The 25,852-nt window shown below is 64.2% G+C and carries 17 protein-coding genes; 6 read left to right on the plus strand and 11 right to left on the minus strand.

What is annotated here, in order from left to right; translation table 11 throughout:
* Positions 1-916: 916 nt before the first annotated feature.
* The gene (locus tag MPN20_RS14880; RefSeq protein WP_242783380.1) at positions 917-1,828 is read right to left on the minus strand and encodes a rhodanese-related sulfurtransferase; all 912 of its coding nucleotides are present in this window, start codon (positions 1,826-1,828) and stop codon (positions 917-919) included.
* Between the two features lie 171 nt (positions 1,829-1,999).
* Here MPN20_RS14880 and purL point away from each other — a divergent pair, with 171 nt between their 5' ends.
* Positions 2,000-4,399: a phosphoribosylformylglycinamidine synthase subunit PurL gene (purL, locus tag MPN20_RS14885; protein WP_242783382.1), complete on the plus strand. Its 2,400-nt coding sequence runs from the start codon at positions 2,000-2,002 to the stop codon at positions 4,397-4,399.
* Between the two features lie 108 nt (positions 4,400-4,507).
* On the opposite strand, the gene MPN20_RS14890 is transcribed toward purL, so the two are convergent.
* Positions 4,508-5,428 carry a hypothetical protein gene (locus tag MPN20_RS14890; RefSeq protein WP_242783384.1) on the minus strand — a complete coding sequence of 307 codons (921 nt, stop codon included), beginning with the start codon at positions 5,426-5,428 and terminating at the stop codon, positions 4,508-4,510.
* Positions 5,429-5,643: 215 nt separating this feature from the next.
* Here MPN20_RS14890 and MPN20_RS14895 point away from each other — a divergent pair, with 215 nt between their 5' ends.
* Complete coding sequence (locus MPN20_RS14895) at positions 5,644-6,873, plus strand: cobalamin-independent methionine synthase II family protein (protein WP_242783386.1); 1,230 nt, start codon at positions 5,644-5,646, stop codon at positions 6,871-6,873.
* Between the two features lie 96 nt (positions 6,874-6,969).
* Here MPN20_RS14895 and MPN20_RS14900 read toward each other — a convergent pair whose 3' ends face one another.
* Both MPN20_RS14900 and betC read right to left on the minus strand, forming a co-directional pair.
* Positions 6,970-8,370, minus strand: coding sequence for a TIGR01777 family oxidoreductase (locus MPN20_RS14900; RefSeq protein ID WP_242783388.1), 1,401 nt, complete (start codon positions 8,368-8,370; stop codon positions 6,970-6,972).
* Between the two features lie 317 nt (positions 8,371-8,687).
* A complete protein-coding gene (gene betC, locus MPN20_RS14905; protein WP_242783390.1) occupies positions 8,688-10,220 on the minus strand; it encodes a choline-sulfatase in 1,533 nt (510 codons plus the stop codon).
* Between the two features lie 151 nt (positions 10,221-10,371).
* Between betC and MPN20_RS14910 the strand changes: the two genes are divergently transcribed.
* The gene (locus tag MPN20_RS14910; RefSeq protein WP_242783392.1) at positions 10,372-11,295 is read left to right on the plus strand and encodes a formylglycine-generating enzyme family protein; all 924 of its coding nucleotides are present in this window, start codon (positions 10,372-10,374) and stop codon (positions 11,293-11,295) included.
* On the opposite strand, the gene MPN20_RS14915 is transcribed toward MPN20_RS14910, so the two are convergent.
* The 7 genes from MPN20_RS14915 to MPN20_RS14945 all read right to left on the minus strand — a co-directional run bounded on the left by MPN20_RS14915 (position 11,248) and on the right by MPN20_RS14945 (position 22,277).
* The gene (locus tag MPN20_RS14915; RefSeq protein WP_242783394.1) at positions 11,248-13,548 is read right to left on the minus strand and encodes a BCCT family transporter; all 2,301 of its coding nucleotides are present in this window, start codon (positions 13,546-13,548) and stop codon (positions 11,248-11,250) included. The genes MPN20_RS14910 and MPN20_RS14915 overlap by 48 nt on opposite strands.
* Positions 13,549-13,773: 225 nt before the next feature.
* Positions 13,774-14,565, minus strand: coding sequence for an ABC transporter ATP-binding protein (locus MPN20_RS14920; RefSeq protein WP_242783396.1), 792 nt, complete (start codon positions 14,563-14,565; stop codon positions 13,774-13,776).
* Between the two features lie 5 nt (positions 14,566-14,570).
* On the minus strand, positions 14,571-15,644 hold the full coding sequence (locus MPN20_RS14925) for an ABC transporter permease (RefSeq protein WP_242783398.1): 1,074 nt from the start codon (positions 15,642-15,644) through the stop codon (positions 14,571-14,573).
* Between the two features lie 196 nt (positions 15,645-15,840).
* A complete protein-coding gene (locus MPN20_RS14930) occupies positions 15,841-16,827 on the minus strand; it encodes an ABC transporter substrate-binding protein (RefSeq protein WP_242783400.1) in 987 nt (328 codons plus the stop codon).
* A 357-nt stretch (positions 16,828-17,184) separates the two neighbouring features.
* Positions 17,185-19,479, minus strand: coding sequence for a S9 family peptidase (locus MPN20_RS14935; protein ID WP_242783402.1), 2,295 nt, complete (start codon positions 19,477-19,479; stop codon positions 17,185-17,187).
* A gap of 309 nt (positions 19,480-19,788) precedes the next feature.
* Positions 19,789-20,445 carry a response regulator gene (locus MPN20_RS14940; RefSeq protein WP_242783403.1) on the minus strand — a complete coding sequence of 219 codons (657 nt, stop codon included), beginning with the start codon at positions 20,443-20,445 and terminating at the stop codon, positions 19,789-19,791.
* Positions 20,442-22,277, minus strand: coding sequence for an ATP-binding protein (locus MPN20_RS14945; protein WP_242783405.1), 1,836 nt, complete (start codon positions 22,275-22,277; stop codon positions 20,442-20,444). Before MPN20_RS14945 ends, MPN20_RS14940 begins: the two co-directional genes overlap by 4 nt.
* Positions 22,278-22,529: 252 nt before the next feature.
* Between MPN20_RS14945 and MPN20_RS14950 the strand changes: the two genes are divergently transcribed.
* From MPN20_RS14950 to MPN20_RS14960, 3 genes are read left to right on the plus strand one after another with little or no spacing between them, the layout of a single operon-like run.
* Positions 22,530-23,573 carry a tripartite tricarboxylate transporter substrate-binding protein gene (locus tag MPN20_RS14950; RefSeq protein WP_242783407.1) on the plus strand — a complete coding sequence of 348 codons (1,044 nt, stop codon included), beginning with the start codon at positions 22,530-22,532 and terminating at the stop codon, positions 23,571-23,573.
* Positions 23,570-24,259: a tripartite tricarboxylate transporter TctB family protein gene (locus MPN20_RS14955; RefSeq protein WP_242783409.1), complete on the plus strand. Its 690-nt coding sequence runs from the start codon at positions 23,570-23,572 to the stop codon at positions 24,257-24,259. Before MPN20_RS14950 ends, MPN20_RS14955 begins: the two co-directional genes overlap by 4 nt.
* Before the next feature lies 1 nt (position 24,260).
* Positions 24,261-25,817, plus strand: a complete 1,557-nt coding sequence (locus MPN20_RS14960) for a tripartite tricarboxylate transporter permease (protein WP_242783411.1) — start codon at positions 24,261-24,263, stop codon at positions 25,815-25,817.
* Positions 25,818-25,852: the final 35 nt, after the last annotated feature.

A 25,852-nucleotide genomic window follows, 5' to 3' on the forward strand; every position in this document is an offset into this window, starting at 1 on the left:
CGATCACAAACTGTATTTGTGCTGGTCAGTCCCGGTGAAAACTGTTCTCGAAGAGTTCGTTTTCTGTGGGGCAACGAGATATAACTCTAGACCAGACAACGAGGACCACGCAAATCCAAACCCAACATTTTCAGGGTGACACCCGTCACCTGCGAACCGCTCCCCTGAAACCGCCGCTCTCTGGTGCCTGCCACGGGCGCTCCGGTAGGGATCGGACTCTCCGGTGCACTTAGCTGACGGTGTTGCGACCGCGTCATGGTTGAACAATCCTCTGCTCCACCTACCGCCTTTCCACGGACCGCCGTTCCGAGGACCGCCATTCCAAGGACCGACCGCGGACCGAATCAGGCGGCGACGACGGCGATGGACTCTCTGGTGATGCAGCCAAAGGGTGGGAGCGGGAGTTCTTCCGCAGTGATCTGCCGAGAACCCGCCGGGTAGCGATTCGGATCGCGATCGCGCTGGGGAGTAGTTCGGATCGCGATCGTCCCGGGTAGTAGTTCGGATGGCGATCGCGCTTGGCGATGGGGCGGCTCTGAAAATGCTGGCCACCGGGGCCCGGTTCGGTGCCGGCCGTCCTCAACTCGAGGGCAGGTTGTTCAGGCACACACGGTATCGCGGGTCCGGACCCGAGACTTTGGACCCGAGGCTTCGGACCCAAGGCTTCAGGCCCGAGAGTGTGGCGTGGGCACCCGCTCTCACACGAACGATGGCGGTTCAGCTGGGTGGGCATCGACTCAGCTGGGTCGGCATCGACGACGTTATGCGGATGCCGATTGGGATTCCAGCTCTCGGTGGCCGCTCGAGATCGGCGTAATCGTCTTCCAGCAGGAGCCGGAGCTGGTGCTCAAGAACAGATAGGTGCAGCCCGAGACACGCGCCGCAGCCGACTTCGAGTTCAGATGGACGGACAGCGTCAGCCGGCGGCAACCTCGGCGGGGATTCCCGTATTCACGCAATCGGTGCAATAGGGCTGGAGACCCTTCTCCGTGCACTCATCACAGCGCAGATACTGCTGGCGGCACTCGAGGTTCGCGCAGTTGACGAAGACCGGGGTGTTCTTGTCGCAGGAGACGCAGTGGCCGATGGACTCGGCCTCGGCCCCGAACTCCACGTGCATGCGCTTATCGAAGACGTAGAGCGAGCCGTCCCAGTAGCCCGAATTGCCGAAGGTCTCGCCGTAGCGGACGATGCCGCCGTCAAGCTGGTAGACCTCCTCGAAGCCGCGGTTCTTCATCAGCACGGACAGGACCTCACAGCGAATACCGCCGGTGCAGTAGGTGACGACGGGTTTGTCCTTGAGGTCGTCGTACTTGCCGGATTCGATCTCGGCGATGAAGTCCTTGGTGGTGTCCGTCTCGGGCACGATCGCGTCCCGGAACTTCCCGATCTGCGCCTCCATCGCGTTGCGGCCGTCGAAGAAGACGACATCATCGCCGCGTTCGTCGAGGAGTTTATGCAGAGCCCCCGGCTTGAGGTGCTCACCGCCGCCTTCGACGCCCTGTTCGGTCACCGTGATCTCATCGTCGGTGCCGAAGGTCACGAGCTCAGGGCGGACCTTCACGCTCAGCCGGGGGAAATCGTCGCCCTCTCCGTTCGACCATTTGATGTCGGCCTTCTTGAACGGCGCATAGGACTTCGTCGCCCGCACATACTGTTTGACGTCGAAGATGTCCCCGCCGATGGTGGCGTTGATGCCGTCCTTCGACACGATGACTCGGCCTTTGAGCCCGAGGCTCTCGGCCAGCGTGTGCTGCCAGAGTTTGACCGCCTCGGGGTCTGCCAAGGGGGTGAATACATAGAACAGGACGATCTTCGGAGTTGCCATGGCCCATATTCTAATTGGCACCGGCCCGGGCCGTACCCGGATGTGCGACACACTACTGGTCGGTTCGATCACATATCCCGCCCGCCGGTGAGACCGGCTTCTCCACCTACCGCTGACCACGGCTAAGATTGGGACTGATGCCGTGTCGTAAGAAAGGGCCCCAAAGAGGACATGTCGAGTAACCTCAACTCTGCGAATTCCGCGCAGGTCGATTCCCAGCAGAGCGATTCCGCTCAGGCCACTTCGAAGAAGGTCAAGGAGACGGTCGAGTTCGCCATGGCGAGTCCCGATGTCGAGCAGCCCTACGCCGACCTCGGCCTCAAAGCCGACGAATATGCCCAGATCCGCGAGATCCTGGGACGTCGCCCCACCTCGGCGGAATTGGCGATGTACTCGGTCATGTGGTCCGAGCACTGCTCATACAAGTCATCGAAGGTGCACCTGTCGAAGTTCGGTGACAAGGTCACCGAGGACATGAAGAAGCACCTCCTCGTGGGCATCGGTGAGAACGCCGGCGTCGTCGACATCGGCGACGGCTGGGCCGTGACCTTCAAGGTCGAGTCTCACAACCACCCCAGCTACGTCGAACCGCACCAGGGCGCCGCAACCGGTGTGGGCGGAATTGTCCGCGACATCATCTCGATGGGCGCGCGCCCCGTTGCAGTGATGGATCAGCTGCGCTTCGGCGCGATCGACCACCCGGACACCGCTCGCGTGCTCCACGGCGTCGTCTCAGGCATCAGCAACTACGGCAACTCTCTGGGCCTGCCCAACATCGGCGGCGAGACCGTCTTCGACTCCGTCTACCAGGGAAATCCCCTGGTCAACGCCCTCGCAGTCGGCGTGATGCGCCACGAGGACATCCGCCTGGCAAATGCCTCAGGTCTTGGCAACAAGGTCGTACTCTTCGGTGCCCGCACCGGCGGTGACGGCATCGGCGGTGCATCGATCCTCGCATCCGAGTCCTTCGACGACACGAAGCCGTCGAAGCGCCCGGCCGTCCAGGTGGGTGACCCCTTCGCAGAGAAGGTCCTCATCGAATGCTGCCTCGAACTCTTCCACGCCGACGTCGTCGAAGGCATCCAGGACCTGGGCGCCGCCGGCATCAGCTGCGCGACCTCGGAACTGGCATCCAACGGTGACGGCGGCATGCACATCGCTCTTGACGACGTTCTGCTGCGCGATGAGACCCTGACCCCTGAGGAGATCCTCATGTCGGAGTCCCAGGAGCGGATGATGGCAGTCGTCCGTCCCGATCGCCTCGAGGAGTTCCTCGCGATCGTCGGCAAATGGGACGTCGAAACATCCGTCCTCGGCGAGGTCACCGACACCGAACGACTGATCATCGAATGGCACGGCGACGTCATCGTCGACGTGCCCCCGCGCTCCGTCGCCCACGACGGCCCCGTCTACGAACGACCGATGCGTGAGCCCTCATGGACCGCCGAGGTGGCCGCGAACACCGTCGAATCCGCCGGCTTGGCGCGTCCGACGACGGCTGATGACCTGCGGGCGACCGTGCTCCAGATGGCCGGTTCGCCGAACCTCGCGTCGAAGGATTGGATCACCGCGCAGTACGACAAGTACGTCCAGGGCAACACCGCGCAGGCGTTCCCCGACGATGCCGGAGTCGTCCGCGTCGACGAGGAATCCGGCCTCGGTGTCGCCATCGCCACCGACGCCAATGGTCGCTACGGCTATCTCGATCCGGCCCGCGGCGCGCAGCTGGCATTGGCTGAGGCGTACCGCAACGTCACCACCGCCGGCGCGATCCCTCGCGCTGTCACCGACTGCCTCAACTTCGGTTCTCCTGAGGATCCTGAGATCATGTGGCAGTTCGCGCAGGCAGTCGAAGGCCTCGCCGAGGCGTGCCAGGATCTGGGCATCCCCGTGACCGGCGGCAACGTGTCCCTCTACAACCAGACCGGCGGAGTGGCCATCCACCCGACGCCCGTCGTCGGTGTGCTCGGCGTCTTCGACGACGTCACCCGCGCCACACCCAGCGGCTGGAAGGAACCAGGCCAGACCATCTACATGCTCGGCACGACTGAAGCCGAGCTCGACGGTTCGGCGTGGGCCGATGTGACGGCCGGCCACCTCGGCGGGGTGCCCCCGCAGTACAAGCCGCAGGTGGAGAAGGAGCTCGGTGAGATCCTCATCAACTCCTCACGTGACGGCATGATCGATGCCGCGCACGACTTGTCCGAAGGCGGGCTTGCGCAGGCTCTGGTCGAATCGTGCCTGCGCTTCGGCACCGGTGCCCGCATCTGGCTCGACGAAGTGTGCGAACGCGACGGCGTCGACGTCTTCACCGCTCTGTTCTCCGAGTCCACGGCTCGTGCGATCGTGGCCGTGCCGCGCTCGGAAGAGGTCCGGTTCAAGGACATGTGCACCGCCCGGCACTTCCCGTTCATCCGCATCGGCATGACCGACACGGGTGACGAGTCACCCGAACTCGACCTGGTCGATCACTTCACGATCGGCCTCGACGAACTCGCGGAGGCGCATCAGGGAACCCTGCCGAAGCGCTTCGGCGGAAGTGCGGCAGCAGCGGCTGAGACTGCGATCTAGCTCAAGTAGCAGCACACAGGGACCATCCGCGGTCGAGATGCTCAGCGATGACTGAGTACTCGGCGGCAGGTGGTCCCTTTCGCGTTGCCCGTCGGCGTCATTCAGGCGTCAGTGGCGTGGTGCGCCCTGCTGACCAGGCGCTTCGGGGCCCCTGTAAGGGTCGTGGGCTTGGGTGTAGGGCACGTGGCCTTGGTGATAAGGGCCGCGGCTTTGGTCGTAGGGATCGTTGGGCGGGTTGAACGTGTCAGTGGTCTGGCCTTGTCGCCAGGCTGGCCGCGGATCTTCGTTCTGCGGTGTGGAGCGTGCGCGCACCGTTCCACTGGGCAGGTTTCCGAGCACATGCAGAAGCCCCAGTCCGCCGAACATCAGTGCAATCGAAATAACCTGGGACACGACTGTGACGACCGCATACAGCGAGAGCGCCCTGGAGGCTGCGGTGCCGATCACAGCATTGGAGAGGGCTGCGATGATGCCGCCGACGATGGCGATGCCAACCGCCACGAGATGAGTCCACCAGGTTCGACTGCGAGCGACGTTCCACGCGATGAGCATTCCCGCCACGATGACGACTGACTGGATTCCGTAGACGATGCCGAATGTGCTCATCGGCAGGTGGTAGGTCATCATCAAGTGATTCAGCAAAGGCGTGAGGACGAATGGCGAAACCAGCGCGAATACGGTGACGACGAAGAAGACGGCCGCTCCGATCAGTCTCCGGGTCGACGACGAGCCCTTGATGAGCAGCAGCGCCGCGATGCCGAGGATCAGCTCGATGACCCCGGTGACACCGCCGGAGATGGAGAGCATCGAGTCGAGGCCGGGCCTACCCGCCACAATCGAGAACGGCACTATCACCAAGGCCGGCAGGCGGCCGACGATCAACCCCGCCCAGAAAAGGATCCGCGCTGCCCACCCTGGGTGCGGGGCTCTGCCCCTCGACTCCGGCGGACCGGCGGGCAGGGGCCGCGCCGCGTGAAACTGTGGCTGAGCCCCATAGGGCAACTGGTGTGGCGGCGGCTGCGATGTCATGATCTCACCCTAGACCGCCAGTCCGACCACCGAGTGCATAGTCGGCCACCGATCTGTCCGCCGCGATCATCCGCGAAGAGGCCGCACGCGGCCCCGAGCACGTGACCCAAAATGACAGCTCCCTCGCATGCAGGACTGCTTATGTGATTGCCTGAGGATGAAAGATCGCGCTGAACCGCCGGTTTTCAGCTACCGAACAACCAGAGGAGTCACACATGGCTACGATCCGCACATCGCACGCTGGATCCTTACCCCGCACCCCCGAACTCATCGAGGCCAACAAGGTCAAACAGGCCCAGAACCACGCCCGCCTCGCCGGCGAATCCGTCTCCGAGGCTGCGACTCAGGAGTTCGATGAGCTCCTCGCCGCCAGCGTCACCGACCTCGTCAAGCGCCAGAAGAACCTCGGCATCTCGCTGCCCAACGACGGCGAGTACGGCCACTCGATGGCAGCCGACTTCGACTACGGCGCCTGGTGGCACTACTCCTTCGCCCGCACCGGTGGACTCGAACTCGACGACGTCGACAAGTGGGACGCTCCCGCTGTCGCCTCCGAACCGGGCAATGTGCGCCTGACCAGCTTCGGCGATCGCCGCGACCGCAACCTCTTCCCCGGTGTCTACGGCGATGCGAACGCCGGCACGGACACGGGCGACCAGCCGCAGTTCCCCAAGGCCACCAGCGCCATCAGCTACGTGGGCCATGATCAGGTCGCCAGCGACATCGCGAACCTCAAGGCCGGGCTGGCCGCCGCCGGATACGGTGAGCGCGACGGCTACATCAATGCCCTCTCCCCCGGCTCCGCCTCCCGCATCGCCAACGAGTTCTACAAGACCGATGAGGAATTCATCTGGGCCTGGGCCGACGTTCTGCGTGAGGAATACCTCGCCATCACCGAGGCGGGTCTGACCGTCCAGATCGACGATCCCTCCCTGGCCGAGAACTTCGACCAGATCAACCCCGAACCGTCCTTCGATGACTACCGGTCGTTCATCCAGGTCCGCATCGACGCACTCAACCATGCCCTGCGCGGCATCGATCCGGCGCAGGTCCGCGTCCACACCTGCTGGGGTTCGTGGCACGGACCGCACGTGACCGACCTGCCGTTCAAAGAGATCGTCGATCAGGTGCTCACGCTCAACGCCGCAGGCATCACCTTCGAGGCCGCCAACGTCCGTCACGAACACGAATGGCGCATCTGGGAGGACACGAAGCTGCCCGAGGGCAAGTACATCATCCCGGGCATCGTCTCCCACTCGACGAATGTCGTCGAACATCCCGAGCTCGTCGCCGATCGCATCGAGCGCTTCGCGAAGCTCGTCGGTCCCGACAACGTCGTGGCCTCGACAGACTGCGGTCTGGGCGGACGCGTCCATCCGGAGATCGCCGTCGCGAAGCTGCAGTCGCTGACTGCAGGTGCGGAAATCGCCGGCAAGCGACTCTGACAGTCCGCGGACGACACGCGCCTGTCACTCAGCCGCGTCGAGCCGCCCCAGCGTCACGCAACATCAGCGGTCGCGCCAAACTGTCACTCGCCCACTTCACGCTCCGTTGCCGAGTTCCTCCTCGAGGCAATCGGCCAGCGTGGGGTGGGCGAACTGGTATCCGGTCTCCTGCAGCTTCTCCGGCAACACCTTCTGATCGGCCAGCGCCAGTTCTCTGGCACCATCTCGGCCGAGCACGAGTTCGGGAACGAAGCCCGGAGTCGGAATCTTCGCGGGCCGATGCAGATGAGCCGCGAGCGCCTCGGAGAATTCCTTCTGCGACACCAGCTGCGGAGCAACTGCGTTGACGGGCCCGCGGATATAGTCCACGAGCACTGCGTGTACATATGACCTGGCCAGGTCGTCCAAAGACACCCATGCCAGACCTTGCTCACCACTGCCCAGTCGACCGCCGGCACCCGCCAGGTACAGTGGCGCCTGCAACTTGAGGAACCCGCTCAGACTCGTCAGTGCGACACCGGAACGAATCGAGACCCGGCGTATGCCGTGCTCCTCGACCCGGGCGGCAGCGGCCTCCCACTCCTGGCAGAGGTCGGAGAGGATCCCCTCCCCGGGCGGTGCCGATTCGTCCACCGGCACCTCGGCGCTGGAGCCGTAGTATCCGACGGCCGAAGCACACACGAACACCTCCGGCCGCTTCACCTCGGGCAGGGCACCCATCGTCTCCGCGAGCAGCGTCGTCGAGTTGATGCGGGAGGAATGGATCTCGGCCTTCGCCTTCTTCGTGAACCGAGTCGCGATCGATTTGCCGCCGAGGTGGACCACCGCATCCGCCCACGCCAGATCGCGCGGGTTGATGATGCCCAAATCCGGGTTCCAGTGGACTTCGTAGGGGAACTTCGGTGTGCGCCGCACGAGCAGACGCACGAAGTGTCCAGCTGTGGAGAAGAGTGCCGCGACCTGCCGACCGACCAGTCCGCTGCCGCCTGCGATGAGGATCCGCTTGCCCTTCTTCCGGGTCACCAATGGTGCGTGCATGCGCTCAAGGAATTCGATGTCCATGAGCATCCGGGAGTGCCTGGCTTCAAAGGTGGCTTCGAGATAGTGCACGAGACTGCGGTCAATCGAGTCGAATCCCTGCGGCGCCATCGAGAACTCGACCCGGTCGTCGATCTTGGTGCCCCCGGCCACGGAGGAGAATTCGTGCGTGTGCCTCCACTGGCTCAGCGGGCCCTTCTTCAACTCATCAACAAAGGAGAAACGGGTCGGACCTTCGGAATGCACTGAGCTGAATGGTCGCCTGACGAGACCGTAGCTGCCGGGCAAACTGGTCTTGACCTGCGCGACCGATCCCGGTGCGATCGGAGGATAGCTCTCCTCGACGATCTCCTGGGCCCAGTGCGGTGAGAGTCGGGTCAGTGCTCCTGGCTGCGCGTGCCACAGATAGGTTATCTCGGCAGCGAGCGGGACTTCGGACGTCCACTCGAAATTAGTCATGACATTCCTCCTGTTTCCGATGATGCCACCCCAGCCTGAGAGTGTGACCTGCAACTCGCCCAAGGCAATGTGAATTCCATTCGCGAGGCGGCCCCGGGCGTCTCTGCCGCATGGTTCGCCCCAAGAACTTCCCTCCCCCCGGAGAGCGTCGTCCCCGGGCGGTACCCTCCCCGTGCGGTTCCCTCCCCCGGCGAGTTTCGTCGAAAGCACACCGCAGCGTCGACAGCAGACTTCAGGGAGTCTGCTCTCGACGCTGCGGTGTGCTCTCGGCGGAGGCCCCTGACCGGCGGAGGCCGCTGGCAAGCGGAATCGCTGGCCTACCGGGCCGAGTCGGGGATCTTTCCGTATCTGAACGCCGCCCAGAAGTCGCCGCGCACATAGCCGTTCTCCGGATCCGGGTTGAAGTCCCAGTGGCGAACGGTGCCGACCTTGAGCGCAGCGGCGACGAGCTGACGACTCTTCTGCGAACCGAGCACGTGCCGTTCGAAATGCTCGAGGTCGTAGCGAGCATCGATCTCGGCGCGCATCGTCGCGACGAGTTCGGCATACTCTGCGTCGCCGGCACGATTGACCAGTTCGTCGGGATCAGTCTCGAGGTCGAAGAGCAGCTTGGGGTCTCCCGGACAAATCGTCAGCTTGTACTGGCCGCGGATGAGCGTCACCTGCGGCCGATAGGTGCCCTCGGCAAAGTACTCGATCACGATGTCCCGATCCTCCGGCTCCAGCTCTCCCGCCGCCTCGCGACGAGCGGTCTCGAACAGTGACACCCCGGCCGCGCCCGCAACACCGGCACCGTCGGCCAGTTCCACCAGCGTCGGCATGAGGTCGACGAGGCACACGGGGCTGGCGTAGCGGCCAGGGGTGACGAACTCGGTGGGGCCGTTGATGATGATCGGCACCCGTGAGGACTGCTCGTAGGGCGACATCTTGTACCAGAGGCCCTTCTCGCCGAGCATGTCTCCATGATCGCTGGTGACGATGATGACCGTGTTCTCGGCGAGGTCGAGCTCCTCCAGGCGCTGCCGGATGCGGCCGACATGGTCGTCGATGTAGCTCACGGCCGCATAGTAGGCACGGCGGGCTCGGCGCACATCGTCGATGCCCGGATTGCGTTTGTCGAAGCCGCTCATCGTCCGCAGCCGGTGGCTGTGGGGGTCGACAGCCTCATCGGGAACCTCGGGATGGGCTGGGTCGGGGATGGCCACCTCGGCGAGTCGGTCCCAGTTCTCCCGCGGCGGCTCGTACGGGTCGTGCGGGTGGATGAACGAGGTGACCATGAGGAACGGCCGGCTCTCACCCGCCGCCTGGTTCGCGCGCTTGCGATCGTTGAGGTGGCGCAGGGTCCGGAAGATCACCTCGTCGTCGAAGTCCTGCTGGACGTTGGCCTTCGTCGCTCCGGCGCTGAAGACCGGATCTGCTTCGTGGTACCACTGGAGTTTGTCCGCGAGCGGGCGATTCCAGTCGGGAACCATGTCGAGGTCGGCCGGGTAGACGTCGGTGGTCAGGCGCTCTTCGAAGCCGTGATGCTGGTCGGGACCGATGAAGTGCATGCGCCCGATCAGCGCCGTGTGATAGCCGAGCTTGCGCAGCCGATGCGCGAACGTCGGCACCGAGGCCGCGAAGTCGTCGCCGTTGTCGAGGCAGTCGACATCCGAGGGCATGCGCCCGGTCATCATCGATGCTCGCGACGGGGCGCACAGCGGGGTATTACAGTAGGCCCGGTCGAAGACGGCCCCGTCCTGTGCCAAGGCATCCATGTTCGGGGTCAGCGCAGCCTCGTTGCCGTAGGCGCCCAGGGCCTGGGCTGCCATCTGGTCAGCTTGGATGACGACGATGTTCGGTGGTTGCATATGCTGGTCACGTCCTTTCAACGTGTGGGCTCTCTCTTCAGTGGGCGAGCCGATGTCAAGCAGTGAGGTGAAAACGATGGGGTCATGCTGTCATCCCGCACGGGAAACGTCCGTCGCTCCTGGCGCTGGGAATCAGGCTTCCCCCGCCGAGGTGGGTGTTGCGCATGAAGAATCCCCCGCCGAGGTGGGAATGTCGGGCCGGAAGCCGTCCGCCGACGTGCCCGGCCCCGATCCGGTTCTGCTGGCCGCGTTGGCGAGCCAGGCCCCGGATCGCTTGGAGGTGATCGGACTGCCGGGAGCAACGTTTCGCATGGGCAGCGACGATCCGCTGGCCTACTCCGAGGACGGTGAGGGTCCTGTGCGTGAGGCCCATGTGGCAGCCTTCGGGCTGGGGCGCACGACGGTGACCGTGGCGCAGTTCGCCGCGTTCGTCACGGCCACCGGGCACATAACCGATGCCGAACGCCTCGGAGATTCGCTTGTCTTCACCGGCCTCCTCAGCCCCGAGCTGCGGGCAGCGACACCGACCGTGGTTGCGACCCCATGGTGGCACCAGGTCGCCGGCGCCACTTGGTTCTGTCCCGAGGGGCCCGACTCCACAGCTGAGGGACGTGCCGACCATCCGGTCACGCACGTATCCCGTCGCGATGCCCGAGCCTATGCCGGCTGGGCGGGAGCCCGCCTGCCGACGGAGACCGAATGGGAGTACGCGGCCCGCGGCGGACTCGAGCAGCAGCCCTATCCGTGGGGTGCAGTGCGCGAACCCGAAGGCCAGGCACTGATGAACACATTCGCAGGAGTCTTCCCTGACGGTCCGACGAAACCGGTCGGCACGATGCCCGCCGATGCATTCGGGCCCTTCGGGTTCGGTCTGTGCAACATGACCGGCAACGTCTGGGAGTGGACGAGCGATGCCTTCAGCCCCGGGGACCATCGGGCTGTCCTCCGCGGCGGGTCCTACATGTGCCACGACTCGTACTGCCGCCGGTACCGGACCTCGGCGCGCACGGCCTCGACCGAAGACACATCACTCGGTCACACGGGATTTCGAGTCGCCGTCGACATCGCTTCCTGACGCGGTGCCGGCCCCGGAGTCTCTCGCCGAGGAGGCCCCGGCCGTGGGCCTCGCGCCTGAAGTCCCAGCGTCCGCACGTTCGGCGCCGGTCGCCTCGGTGCTGGTGTCGGCGTTCGCGTCAGCGTCAGCGTCAGCGTCTGCGTCAGCGTCAGCGGAGTCAGCGGAGTCCGACTCCGGCGTCCATCCGTCGGCCCACTTGCCGGTTTCGTAGTCGTAGCCGACGGGTTCGCCGTTCTCGTCGGTGCGCTGATACCAGTCGGTGTAGTCCCCGTGCTCGGAGTCGATGCCGCCGTTTGCGCCATCGCCAGGCTCGGTCTGCACGACGTGGAGAGCGAAGTCGTCACCGAAGCGGTCGGCACCAGCGACCACGGCATTGTCGACCGCGTTCTGCGCGTACTTTCGGCGCAGGGCCAGCGGATCGGTGCGCAGTTCCTTGAACCACGCGACGATGATGAAGAGCATGATGACCGCGAATGGCACCGCGGTGACGATGACGAGTTGCTGGAGTCCCTCGAGCGCGCTCGCGTTGCCCAGCAGCAGCATGACCACGGCGATGCCGGACATGACGAGCCCCCAGAAGACGACGACCCATTTCTTCGGCTCTTGGTCGCCCCGGCTGGTGAGCATGCCCATGACCACCGAGGCGGAGTCCGCCGAGGTGATGAAGAAGATCGCGAGCACGACGATCGCGACGAACGGCAGCCATTCGACGAAGGGCAGGTTGTCGATGAGGGTGAAGAACACCTCGGGGGCTTCCATGCTGTCGGAGAACCCGGGCGCACCTTCCCTGTACATCCAGATCGACGTTCCGCCCATGATGCCGTAGGCGACGAAGAGCAGAGTAGACGGGATGAAGATTGTGCCGAGGATGAACTGGCGGATGCTGCGGCCGCGGGAGATGCGGGCGATGAAGGTGCCGACGAACGGCGACCATGAGATCCACCAGGCCCAGTAGTAGACGGTCCACACTGACTGGAACTCCTGCGTCTCCTGGCCCCAAGACAGCGACCTGCCCATCATGTCGAACATCGAGCCGAAGTACTCCATGAGAGCCGACGGCAGCAGGTTGAGCAGGAACAGAGTCGGGCCGAGGAACAGGACAAGGGCGACGATCCCGACCGTGAGGATGATGTTGATCGACGAGAGGTAGCGGATGCCGCGAGAGACGCCCGAGACTGCGGAGACGATGAAGCCGATGGTCAGGACACAGATGATGACGACGAGCATGTTGTTCGTCATCGGGCCCACCCCGGAGACGATGCTGACACCGGTGCCGATCTGCATGGACGCGATACCCAAGGCTGCGGCAGTGCCGAAGAGGGTGGCGACGATTGCGAAGATGTCGACGAGTTTGCCGGCGAAGCCCTCGGTCTGGCGTTTGCCGAACAGGGTCTGGAAGATCGAGGACAGGAGCAGCGAGCGACCGCGGCGGTATGCCGCGTAGGCGATGGCGCCGCCGACGAGGGCGTACATCGCCCAGGCGTGGAAACCCCAGTGGAAGTAGGTCTGGGCCATTGCTCCGTGCAGAGCCTCGGTGGTTTCGGGATCGTTCGTCAGCGGCGGTGGGCTGATGAAATAAGTCAGCGGTTCGGACGGCCCGAAGAAGAGCACGCCGATGCCGATTCCGGCGGCGAAGAGCATCGCCACCCAGGAGAACGTGCTGAACTCGGACTTCTCCCCGTCCTTGCCCAAGGGGATCCTGCCGTAGGGCGAGAACGCGAGGAAGAGCAAGGCAACAAGGATGATGATCGCGACAAGATTGAAGAACCAGCCGACGTTCATCGTCGCCCAGTCATAGGCGGCCGTCGCGACAGTGGAGACGTTGCTGGGATTGACAATGCCCCAGATGACGAATGCGACCGTGAGCGAACCGGCTACGGCAAAGATGGTCTTGTCAAGAGAATACCGACGGCGCTGCTCGTCGATGGCAATGCCGGGGACGAGGATCGGGTGCGTGCCGTGCGGGTAGTGGCCCGTATTCTCGTCGGACTCAGGCGGGTACTGCGGTCGCCTGTAGTCGAGGGTGCCCAATGATTTGCCGGCACCCCTGCTCACGCGCTTCGCGTCGGCTTTGAGCTTCTCCCGCGAAGCTCGGCGGTCGGGGCGCAGGGATCCGGAACCGTCGGCACCCAGTGATGGGGCGGTCGTTCCTGATGGTGCAGAGTCGCCTGATGGTGCAGAGTCGCGGTGTGTGTCGATTTCTTCAGAGGCTGGTCTGGAGTCTTCGGGCATGTGAAGATGGCCCTTTCTCATTCGTCGAGATTACGGATGATCGAAAAGAGTCCACATGCTTCAGGGTTCGCTACCGCACCAGCCGATCGCGGCGCCTTCCCAAGAATCATTGGCATAGCCGAGAGTCGGGCGAGGTGCCGCCCGTGCGCACCGCTGAGGTGCGGGAATCTCGTAGTCCGCCATAGTCAGCGACCGTAACAGCTTCCTGAGAGCTTCTCAATAAAATGCTGAAGGGCCCCGGGACGCTCAGTTGAGAAGTGCGCGGTCCCCCAGTGTTGCGCCCTTGAGCTTCGAGAACTCTTCGAGCAGAGCCTCAACGGTGAGATTCTTCTTCTCTTCGGCCGAGGCCTGGTAGATGATCTCACCCTCGTGCATCATGATGAGTTTGTTGCCCAGAGCGATCGCCTGCTCCATGTTGTGGGTGACCATGAGCGTGGTCAGCCCATCGTTGGCGACGATCTTCTTCGTCAGTGCGGTCACGAGTGCCGCACGCTGCGGGTCAAGCGCTGCTGTGTGCTCGTCGAGGAGCAGGATCCGCGGCTGAGTGAACCCGGCCATGAGCAGACTCAGCGCCTGACGTTGTCCGCCCGAGAGCAAACCGACCTTCGTCTTCAGCCGGTTCTCGAGTCCGAGTTCCAACGTCGCCAGTTCGTCGGCGAAGAGGTCTCGCCTCGCCGAGGTGGTTCCCCGTCCCAGCCCGCGTGACTTTCCGCGTTTGAGTGCCAAGGACAGGTTCTGTTCGATCGTCAGGTCCGGGGCCGTGCCGGCCATCGGGTCTTGGAAGACCCGACCCAAGTATTTGGCACGCTTGTATTCGGGCATCCGGGATACCTCGGCACCGTCGATCGTGATCGATCCGGAGTCGATGGGCAGACGTCCCGAGATCGTGTTGAGCAGCGTCGATTTGCCGGCGCCGTTGGAACCGATGACGGTGACGAAGTCCGATTCGTCGAGCTCGAGCGAAACTCGCTGCAGTGCCTTGCGTTCGTTGACCGTGCCAGGAAAGAAGGTCTTCGAAATGGTGTCGATTTTTAGCATGGAGCTCAACCTTCCTTCGTCTCGGTGGCGCCGGCAGTGGTCGATTCGTGCGTGGTGCCGGTGGGAGGCGCTGCCAGAGTGCTTCCGGGCCTCGCCGAGGTCTGAGCTGGGGCGGGCGTCGCGGACGTCCCCGCGGGGACGTCGGCGATCTCGGCTGGGTCCTTCATATCGGTGGTTCCCTCCGGAACCGTCGACGCAGCCCGGTTTCCGCGAGAGCGCAGGGACGGAATCCGTTTGAGGAAGCCCCATCTGGGCAGCAGGAGAGCGACGACGACGAGCAGCGCAGTGGTCAGCTTCATGTCGTTCGTGTCGAGACCGGCACGCAGCGCCAGGAAGATGATGAGGCGGTAGATGACCGAGCCGAGCATCGCGCCGAGGCTGGCCATGAAGATGTTGCGCGAGCCGAATACCGCCTGGCCGAGGATGACCGATGCCAGGCCGACGAGGATGAGGCCGATGCCCATGCTGATGTCGGAGAATCCCTGATACTGGGCGACGAGAGCACCGCAGAGAGCGACGAATCCGTTCGACAGGGCAAGGGTCAGCATCGTCGAGTTGTCGGTGTTCACGCCAAGGCTGCGGATCATTTCCCTGTTGTTGCCTGTGGCTTGGATCGCGAGTCCCAGATCGGTGGTGAGGAACCAGTCGATCGCAAATTTGAGGATGAGAGTGAAGGCGAGAAGCACGGCGATGGAGATCCACGTGCCCAGCCACATGTTCTCCCGCAATGGGGTGAACACGGTTTCCTCTCGCAGGAGCGGAAGGTTTGCCTTGCCCATGATCCGCAGATTGATCGACCACAGGCCGATCATCGTAAGGATGCCGGCCAGAAGTCCGTCGATCCCACCCTTGGTGTGGAGAAGACCGGTGATGAAGCCGGCGATGAGTCCGGCGCCGATGGCTGCCAGAGTCGCCAGGAAGGGGTTGGCCCCTGCGATGATCAGGGATGCTGCGGTGGCACCACCCGTGGTGAAACTTCCGTCGACGGTGAGGTCGGGAAAATTGAGAACTTTGAAGGTCAGGTAGACCCCGAGCGCCATCGCTGCGTAGATGAGCCCGAGTTCCAGTGCTCCGAACATGGATTTCCGATCTTAGGGTTGCGTCTCGAATGTCGCCGCGGCAGCAGGCTGCGATGCCTGCCGCCGTCGGCGTCATTCCGGTGGAACGTTGTGCGCAACCGGCAGCGCAGCTGCTGTTCACAGCTCTGCGCAACCGATGGTGCTGGTAGTGCTGGTGTCGCCGATGGTGCTGGCGTAGCCGAGGGACGAGGTCGTGTTACTCGATGACCTTGTCGGCTTCGTCGATCATGTCCTGCGGGATCTCGACGCCCTGGGCCTTGGCAGCCTTCGGGTTGACGACGAGTTCGAGGTTGGAGCTGGTCTCGACTGGCATCTCGGCCGGCTTCTTCCCGTCCTTGAGGATCTTCAGCGCCATTTTGCCGGTCTGCTCACCCAGTTTCGTGTAGTCGATGCCACGAGTGATCGCCGCACCCTGTTCAACCTGTCCGGCTTCGGAACCGACGAGGAGCGCCTTGTTCTTCTCAGCAGCCTGGACCATGGTCGTGACGGCCGAGACGACGTTGTTGTCAGTGGGCACGTAGTAGGCATCGACCTTGCCCAATGAGTCCACAGCCTGCGCGAGCTCACCGGAGTTCGCGATCGTGGCTTCCTTGATCTCGACTCCCAGATCCTTCGCGGCCTTCTTCGCCAGGTCCACCTGCACCTGGGAGTTGACCTCACCCGAGCTGTAGACGATGCCGACGGTCTTCGCATCAGGCTTGAGGTCCTTGACGAGCTTGAGCTGGTCGGCGACCGGGTTGAGATCCGAAGTGCCTGTGACGTTGGCGCCGGGGGCATCGTTCGAGGCGACGAGGCCGGCTTCCTGGGCATCAGTGACGGCAGTGAAAAGAACGGGAACGTTGGTGATCGCCTGCGCTGCGGCCTGAGCTGCAGGTGTGGCGACGGCGAGCACCAGGTCGAGGTCCTTGTTCGCGAAGGTCTGCGCGATGGAGGTGGCATTGGCCTGTTCGCCCTGAGCGTTCTGCTCGTCCCACTCGACCTTCACATCGGCGTCTTCGAACGACTTCTTGAAGCCAGCGCTGGCCGCGTCGAGAGCCGGGTGCTGCACGAGCTGGGAGATGCCGATCGAGTAGGACTCGCCACCGTCGCCATCACCGCTTCCACCGTCTCCACCCGAACATGCCGAGACTGCCAGAATCGAACTGACCGCCACGATTGCTGTGGCCAGTTGTTTGAGACGCATACTTCTCCCCTTTGAAAACCGGTTCACCTGCGCAGAGCCATTCTGCGCCGAACCATTGCCAACCCTGTGTTCAGTTCCCGGGGCTATCCGGCGATGGATCGGCCGGGAACTGCAGTCGAACCAGGCGACGACTGCGGTCCAGCTCTTTCTGTGTCCGCAGTCGGTCGAGGTGCGACTGTGATGACACCCACTCTATTGGCCGCCACTGACACGCCTGGTCAAAACCAGGATTTGAAGACAATCGTCCTAGTATCGTTATCTGCCGCGACAATCGTCCTCTGAGACCGACGGATCGCTCTCCATGCGTCCCGCAAGGTGCCTGCTGAGGCGTCCCCGCGGGGACGCCTCAACACAGTCTCACGCCTCGATCGTGACGTCCGATCGCCCGAGCACGTCGAGGATCCACGCGAAGTCGAAGGCCGTGTCCTTCCATGAGTCGTAGCGCCCGGAGGCTCCCCCGTGGCCGGCGACCATTTCGGTCTTGAGCAGCACGTCGGATCCGACCTCGCGCAGCCGCGCAACCCACTTGGCCGGTTCGACGTAGAGGACCCGGGTGTCGTTGAGCGAGGTCACGGCCAAGATCTTCGGATGGTCCACCTCGGCGACGTTCTCATACGGAGAATACGAGCGCATGTACTCGTAGATGTCGGCGTCGTGGAGGGGGTCGCCCCATTCCTCCCATTCGATGACAGTCAGCGGGAGTTCCGGCATGAGGATCGAAGTCAGGGCGTCGACGAAGGGGACGTGGGCGCTGACTCCGGCGAAGAGGTCAGGCGCCATGTTCGTCACCGCACCCATGAGCAGCCCGCCGGCCGAGCCGCCCGTGGCGACGAGCGTCTCGGGACTCGTCCAGCCCTCGGCGACAAGGTGGCGTCCCGCGGCAATGAAGTCGGTGAACGTGTTCTTCTTCGTGGTGGTTTTGCCCTGGTCGTACCAATGCCGGCCCATCTCGCCGCCGCCGCGCACGTGGGCGATCGCGTAGACGACGCCACGGTCGAGCAGCGAGAGCCTCGACACCGAGAAGTACGGGTCCATGCTCGCCTCGTATGACCCATAGCCGTAGAGCACGAGCGGCGCTGGTTCGGCCGGCGCCGGTTCGGTGGGTGCTGGTTCGGTGGGTGCCGACTCCCCCGCCGAGGTGGTGCTGGCCTTGAGCGCGATGAGGTCGCGCCGATAGACGAGGGAGATCGGCACCCGGGTGCCGTCGTCGGCGGTGGCCCAGACCAGGGATTCGCTGTAGTTGTCGAGATCGACCGATCCGAGCACCGGCTGGCGTTTGAGGACCGTGTCCGTACCGTCTGCCACACTGTGCTGGAAGATCACGGCGGGCGTCGACATGGAGGTGAAGATCAGTCGGATGCTCGTCTGCGCGAACTCGGGGTTGCCGGCCAGGCCCAGGGTTCCGGTCTCACGCGTGAAGGGAAGCTCCTGCAGCGGGCCGAAGGGCGAGCTGTCTGTTTCGTCCGGGTTCTCGGGCTGGAGTTCGACGATGCCGACGCGGGCGAAGCCGCCGCGGCGATAGCTGACGACGATGAAGTCTGCGAACGCGTCGACGTCCTCGATCCGCAGCCCCTCGACGTCGGCGAGCAGGGGCCTGCCGAGGTCCAGCGGTTCTGCGGTGTTGTCGGGTTCGTCGACGGCGTCGGTGGCTTCGTGGACCGTGCCTGCAGGGTCGGTGACGGGAACGTCGATGATGTCGAAGTCGTCCCGGTCGCGGTTGTGGGTGATGAGGAACCGGTCCTCACCGGCGATGACCGCATGCTCGACGGAGTATTCGACACCGTCGACACGAGGCCAGACTTCCTGCGGTGTGGTTTCGAGGTCGTCCGACTCGAGGTGCCAGAAACCGGTGGTCGTCTTCGACCCGGTGACGACGAACATGTACTTGCCCGACCGGGAGAATCCCGAGCCGACGAAGAATCGCTCATCGGGTTCGTGGAAGATGCAGACGTCGTCGCTGCTGTCTGAGCCGACGGTGTGGCGCCAGACCTTCTCGGGACGCCAAGCGTCGTCGACCGTCGTATAGAAGACGAAGCGTCCAGCCGGATCGATCGATGCTCCGGAGAAGGTTCCGTCGACCGTGTCGGCGAGGTCTTCACCGGTGCTCAGATCGCGTAGACGCAGGGTGTAGCGCTCGTCGCCGGAGGTGTCGACGCCGTAGAGGAGGTATCGGCCGTCGTCGGTGAGCGAGAAGGTGCCGAGTGAAAAGAACTCCTGCCCCTCGGCTACCACGTTGGAGTCGAAGACGACTTCCTCCCCGGGAAGCGGGTCAGCGCCGACTTCGGGCGGGGTCCAGTCGTCGGCGTTCGCGATGGGCACGCGCACGCTGATGCCGTAATCGAGTCCGGCCTTCGTCCGCGAGAAGTACCAATACTGTCCGCGGCGGCTCGGCACCGACATGTCGGTTTCCTTGATGCGTGTCTTGATCTCGGTGAAGATCGACTCGCGCAAACCCTCGAGTCCTGCAGTCTGCGATTGGGTCCACGCGTTCTCCGCCTCGAGATGGGCGATGACCTCCGGCGATTCCTTGTCGCGCATCCACTCGTAGTTGTCGACGAAGGTGTGGCCGTGGTGAGTCCGTTCGAAGGGGACCTGCTTCGCCACCGGCGACTGGACAGATGCAGGGTTGGACACTGATCGAGGATTCGTCATCCTCCTACACTAGCGATGACGGGGCACGCATTCGACTCAGCAACGTTGGATCTCAAGGTGCGTAGACGTTTCAAGCCCCGAGTCGTGTCATGGGCTCAAGCTACGGTGTTTTTATGAGTTTCGGATATGTACTTCTCGGCAGTGCGGATACCCACTGCCCCAACGACCGGGGCCTCCGACAGTGGACCGCAAGCGCTGCGAATATTGGTGGCAGGCGTGGGTGGCTATAGGCGGGCCCTTGCCAGAGGAGGCAGACCCTACTGAATCCCGTTTCTGCTCAACCAACGCTCACAACAGACTGATCGAAACTCATCCTGTCCCGTAGAGGTGCTCGGGTCGGCCCGTGCTTCCGTACTGCAAGGAAACCGTCACCGCCTGCGAGCCCGCCAATTTCGCGAGGTGACGCTGGGCCGTGGCTCGCGAGATGCCGACGGCTTCGGAGATCTCCAGCGCAGTCAGCGGTCCAGACGCAGACTCCAGAGCGTCGAAGATGCGGTCGGTCGTCGATGCGCCCGATCCGCCAGATCCACAGCCACCCGGCGCCGAGGCGTCATGCAGGTTGCGCAGAAGACCGTTGAGTTCGGTCTGACTGAACTTCTCCTGATCCCAGAATCGGCGGTACCGCGCGTACCGCCGCAGGAACCCCTGCAGATGATCGGCCTCGAACGGTTTGAAGATGTATGTGAGGGCACCGGCGCGCAGAGCAGAACGCACATTCTGCGGGTCAGCCACCGCTGAGAGCATCGCCGCATCGACCTCGGCCTCCCGGATGAGGTCGATCCCGTTGCCATCGGGCAGGACGCAGTCGGCTAAGAGCAGGTCCACGTCCGTGTCACCAAGAGCTTGGCGGGCGGCGCCCAGGTCGCGGACCGGTTCGAGTGCCCGAAACCCCGGGACTTCGTCGACGTAGCGACAGTGCACCTGACCGACATAGAAATCGTCATCGAGTACCAAGACGTTGATCATGCTCTCTCCTGCTCATCCATGCGGCTGGCGACATCATCGGCTCCGCTTTCCGGGTCATCCAACAGGTCTGGCAGCACCATTCCGAAGCTCGCTCCGCCCAGATCCTCGTCATGACCGGCGACCACCCACACTCGGCCACCATGTCGTCGGGCAACTCTGCGACACAACGCCAGTCCGATTCCCAACCCGTGCACCGCGCCCGCGGACCCTCCACCCCCAGACTCGCTCACTCCCTCGTCGAAGATGCGATCGACGTCCTCATCACGGACGCCATCGCCAGTGTCGGTGACGACCACGTGCAGCTCCGAGCCGGCGCTGAGCATCTGGATCTCAACCCGGCCGACCTCGGTGGCCACATCGGTCACGGCCCCGGAAGGAGCCCCGCTGGCCGCATCCTCGCCTGCTGTGATGTTCGCCGCCGCATCACGCCCGCTGCTCGTGACCACGGCTCGCACGGCATTGTCGATGAGGTTTCCGAGGATGAGCGTGACGTCTTCCGGGTCTCTCACCCGGCCCAATGCCAGGGAATCCGGTGTCACGGCCAGCGCGACACCCGCCTCGGCGGCGGAGGTTCCCTTCGCTTCGAGCAGGGCCCGCAGGTACGGGTCGGAGATCTGATCGATGCCGTCGACCGTGGTGGCGGTCGACCCGGTGCGCAGGATCGTCGCGAGGAAGCTGCGCGCCTCATCGGTCGCGCCGGTATCGACAAGACCGAGCACCGTGTGGAGGCGATTCGCGAATTCGTGGCGCTGGACGCGCAGCGCCTGCGCAGTCGAGGACACCGTCTCCAGCTGCTGCGCCATCGTCAGCATCTGCGTCTCATCACGCAAGGTCACGACCCCGCCGACGGAAACTCCTCCCCTGCTCACCCGCACAGCGGTGGCCAGGAGGATCCGACCACCGACGCTGATTCGGCGGCGCAGCGGCTCGTCGTCGGGAGCATCGGCGATCAGACGATGGATCGACTGTGGGACGGCCTCCGTCATCCTGATCAAGTTGTAGTCCACATCCGCCAGGATCTCGTTCGTCGCCGTGCGATCGCTGTCGGCGCTCGGCCCCGCGAGCAGGTCCTTCGCGACTGAGTTGCTCAGTGTCACCCTGCCGGCGGTGTTGAAGCCGAGCACTCCGTCATCGAGGCCACGGAGAACCGCCCCCTGATCACGCGCCATCTCGGCCAGCTCCTCGGGACCAACACCCAGGGTCTCGCGACGCAGGCGCCGGCCCAGCCAGAGCGAGGCGACGACTCCCACCGCCAAGGCGAGCACAGCGACCGAACCGAGGACGAGGAATTCTCGCCGGAGATCCGCATCGAGCACCGAAGCATGGATGCCCACGGACACCTCACCGACAACCGTCCCATCATCATCGTTGGAATAGATCGGCACCTTCGCACGCACCGTCTCCCCCAGCGTTCCCGCCTCGTGAGTGATGTTCTCTCTGCCGGCAAGCGCCTCGTCAGGGGACGTGGAGACCTTCTTCCCGACCGCCTCGGCGCGGGGGTGGGTCAGGCGGATCCCGCGGTCATCGGTGATGACGACGAATTCGATCTCCGATCGCGCTCGGAGATCAACAGCGACCTTCTGCAGCGAATCGGTGATCTCCGGATCAGCCTTACCGGCGGCGGCCTTCGAAGCACGGGTGGAACCATCCCTGACTGCCGCCGTACTGGCCAGCGCCCGCGCAGTCGCCAGGGCCTCGGTCTCGCTGACATCGGTGACTGTCCTGGCGCCCATCCACGCGAACACCCCTGTCACCAGGGCAAGGATCACGACGACCACAACGAGCTGGCTGAGCAGCACGCGGCGGGAGAACGGACGGGAGGAGCGGGACACGGACCCACACTAGCCACTGCGTGAGCAGAATGCACACAACGCACTCAACGGGCAGAACGAGCACAGTGCGCACAAACGCGCACTCGGTCACCACCGACCCTAGGATGTATCTCAAATCACACTCGTCTTCGATGGAGAAGTGCGTGCCTGTCACCGCGGATCCGACGCTGACGCTGTGCCGTCCGAACCGCCCTCTCTCACCAGTGAGCCGCTCGGACGGACATCACCACCCGAAAAATGAAAGCTTGGTCAATGTCGAACCAATCCACGTCGCCGCCGGATGATCCGGTCACTGACACCAAACACCCCTCCCGGCGAATGTTCGGACGAATCGCCTATGGCGCCCTCGCCGTGGCAGCAGTCGGGACGGCCACCGGATTCTCCATCAGATCCGCCGCAGCCAAGGGCGATCTGGCCTCGAACCTCACGCTCATCGCACCGGCCGGCGCCGGTGGCGGCTGGGACGGCTTCGCTCGAGAGACCCAGCAGGCCATGCGCGTCAACGGCCTGGCCAACAACGCGCAGGTCGTCAACATCCCCGGCGCCGGTGGAACCATCGGCCTCGGCAAGTTCTCGACCATGGGCGGCCAAGCGGACACAGTGCTCGCCACGGGCACAGCCATGGTCGGCGGCATCGCCTTGAATAAGTCACCAGTCGGCTTCGCTGACACGACCCTGTTGGCCCGCGTCGCCGAGGACTACGACGTCCTCATCGCCGCCGCGGACTCCCCCTACAACACTGTCGACGACGTCATGAGCGCATGGAAGAAGGATCCGAAGGGATTCGTCTGGACCGGCGGTTCGGCCGGATCGGTCGATCACCTGACGATCGCCCAGCTGGCCCTCATCGGCAAGCTCCCCGCCTCTGACATCACCTACATCCCGAAGTCCGGCGGCGGCGAAGCGATCCAGACGCTGCTCTCGGGCACGACAGACTTCGCATCCTGCGGCTTCAACGAGGTGTCCGACCAGATCGAGGCTGGACGCGTCAAGGCCATCGGCGTCGCCGCTCCGAAGCGCCTCGAGGGCTTCGACGACGCTCCGACCATGACCGAGCAGGGTTACGAGGTGACGCTGACCAACTGGCGCGGCTTCCTCGGCGCTCCGGGCATCACCCCCGACGAGACGAACCAGCTCGTCGAGGTTCTGCAGAAGACCCGAGACAGCGCGGAGTGGAAGGACGCACTCGACCGCAACAAGTGGACCGACGTGTGGCAGACCGGTGAGGAATTCACCGAATTCATCAAGGAAGACACCTCGCGGGTCGAGAAGCTGCTGAAGGAGCTGGGACTATGACCACGGACATCTCCACCGATACCTCCCCGAGCACGAGGACCCGGACGGACCACCTCGGCGCTGGGACCTGGTGGCAGGGTCGGTCGGGACTGCTGGTTCCGCTCATCATGGCCGCGTTCTCCACCTACCTGCTCATCGGAATCCTCACGATGCAGGTGCCCGAGGACACGGATCCTCCGGGTCCGCAGTTCTTCCCGATGCTCATCATGATCGTCGGCTACGTGCTCACGGTCCTGCTGGTCATCGCCTACATCCGCAACCCCGAACCCGTCGACGTCGAGACTGAGATCCCCGCCGAGGCGGAAGAGGACAAGGCGTTCTCCACCCCGGTCACCTCGGCGGTCTCCGCCTCCCGGCTGGCCCCTCACGAGGAGGACGAGCCGAGCGCTGACCGCAAGGCCCTCGCCGAGGCGCGCGTGGCCGATTCGCGTCACCGCACCCACTCGGACTTCGTATCCCTGGCCTGGGGCGCCGGTGGCTTCGCAGCCTTCGCAGGCATCCTCGAGTTCGCAGGCTGGATCATCGCGGCGGCACTCCTGTTCTGGTGCGTGGCACGGTCGATGGGCTCGAAGAAGCCGCTGTTCGATCTGACATTGGCGCTGGTGTTCTCGTCCGTGGTCTACATCGCGTTCGCGGTGTTGCTGGGACTCAATCTGCCCTCCGGACTCCTGGGAGGTGGGTTCTGATATGGACGCTCTCATGTCTCTCTTCGAAGGCTTCACCCACGCACTGACGCCGATGAACCTGCTCTGGGTCATCGTCGGCTGCTTCCTCGGCACCGCTGTCGGCGTGCTGCCGGGCCTGGGCTCGTCGATGGCTGTGGCACTGCTGCTGCCGATGACCTTCGCCCTCGACCCGACCGGCGCCTTCATCATGTTCGCCGGTGTCTACTTCGGCGGTCTCTTCGGCGACTCGACGATGGCCATCCTCATGAACACCCCTGGTCAGGCCTCCGCGATCGCCTCGACGTTCGAAGGCCACAAGATGGCACGCAACGGCCGAGCCCCTCAGGCTCTGGCCACGGCTGCGATCGGTGCCTTCATCGGCGGACTCATCTCGTGCTGCCTCGTCGTCTTCGTCGCTCCCGCCCTGGCGGACCTGTCGACAAGCTTCGGCCCAGCCGAGTTCTTCGCCCTCGCATTGTTCGCGTTCGTCGCAACCTCATCGGTCGTTGCGGATTCGGTGCTCAAGGGTCTCATGGCCCTCGTGCTCGGCATCGGGTTCTCGGTCATCGGCATCGACTCGGTCTCCGGCACGGAACGCTTCACCTTCGGTGTGCCCGAGCTCTTCGACGGCGTCTCACTCGTGACCGTGACCGTGGGCATCTTGGCGCTGGGCGAGGTGTTCTTCATCGCCTCCCGGATCCGCCGGAAAGCCAACGACAACACGATCAATTCCTCGGGCAGGCCGTTCCTGTCCCGCAAGGAGTTCGGCGAGGCGATGCCTGCATGGCTGCGCGGAACCGCGATCGGCCTGCCCTTCGGCGTCATCCCCGTCGGCGGTGCCGATGTACCGACGTTCATGGCCTACGGCCTCGAGCGCAAGCTCGATGCCCGACGCAAGGATCCGCAGTTCGGCAAGGGCGCGATCAGGGGTCTTGCCGCCCCCGAGGCTGCCGGCAGTGCCACGACCGGCATTGCCATGGGTGCCCTGCTGGCTTTGGGTCTGCCGATCTCCGCGACTGCCGCGATCATGCTGGCGGCGTTCCGCCAATACGGTCTGCAGCCGGGGCCGCTGCTCTTCGACCGGTCCCCCGAACTGGTGTGGGGCCTGCTGGCGAGCTTCTTCATCGCCATGGTCGTCCTGCTCATCATCAACCTGCCGTTCGCACCCCTGTGGGCGAAGCTGCTGAAGATCCCGGATCCTTACCTCTACGGTGGCATCGCGGTCTTCTGTGGCCTGGGCATCTATGCAACCTCGGCGTCGACGTTCGAGCTGTTCATCCTGTTGGGCATCGGTGTCGTCAGCTTCGTGCTCAAGCGCTATGGGGTTCCCCTGGCGCCGCTGATGATCGGCATGGTTCTGGGGCCTCTGGCCGAGACCAATCTGCGCGATGCGCTGCTGGCTTCGGGCAACGACGCCTCGGTGCTCGTGTCCTCACCGATCACGATCGTCCTCTACCTCGTACTCATCGGCGCACTGCTCTACACCGGCGTCGGCCGCGTGCTGGCACGTCGTCGGCAGAGGAACCTGACCGGCACTGCCGCGACGACGTCGCAGGAGAGCGAGTCGGTCAAGTCGTGAGGTGACGTCTCGCGTTGAGCCCGGTGGCCCGGACC

Origin of the sequence: Brevibacterium sp. ZH18 (assembly GCF_022748595.1) — a bacterium.
Classification (GTDB): domain Bacteria; phylum Actinomycetota; class Actinomycetes; order Actinomycetales; family Brevibacteriaceae; genus Brevibacterium.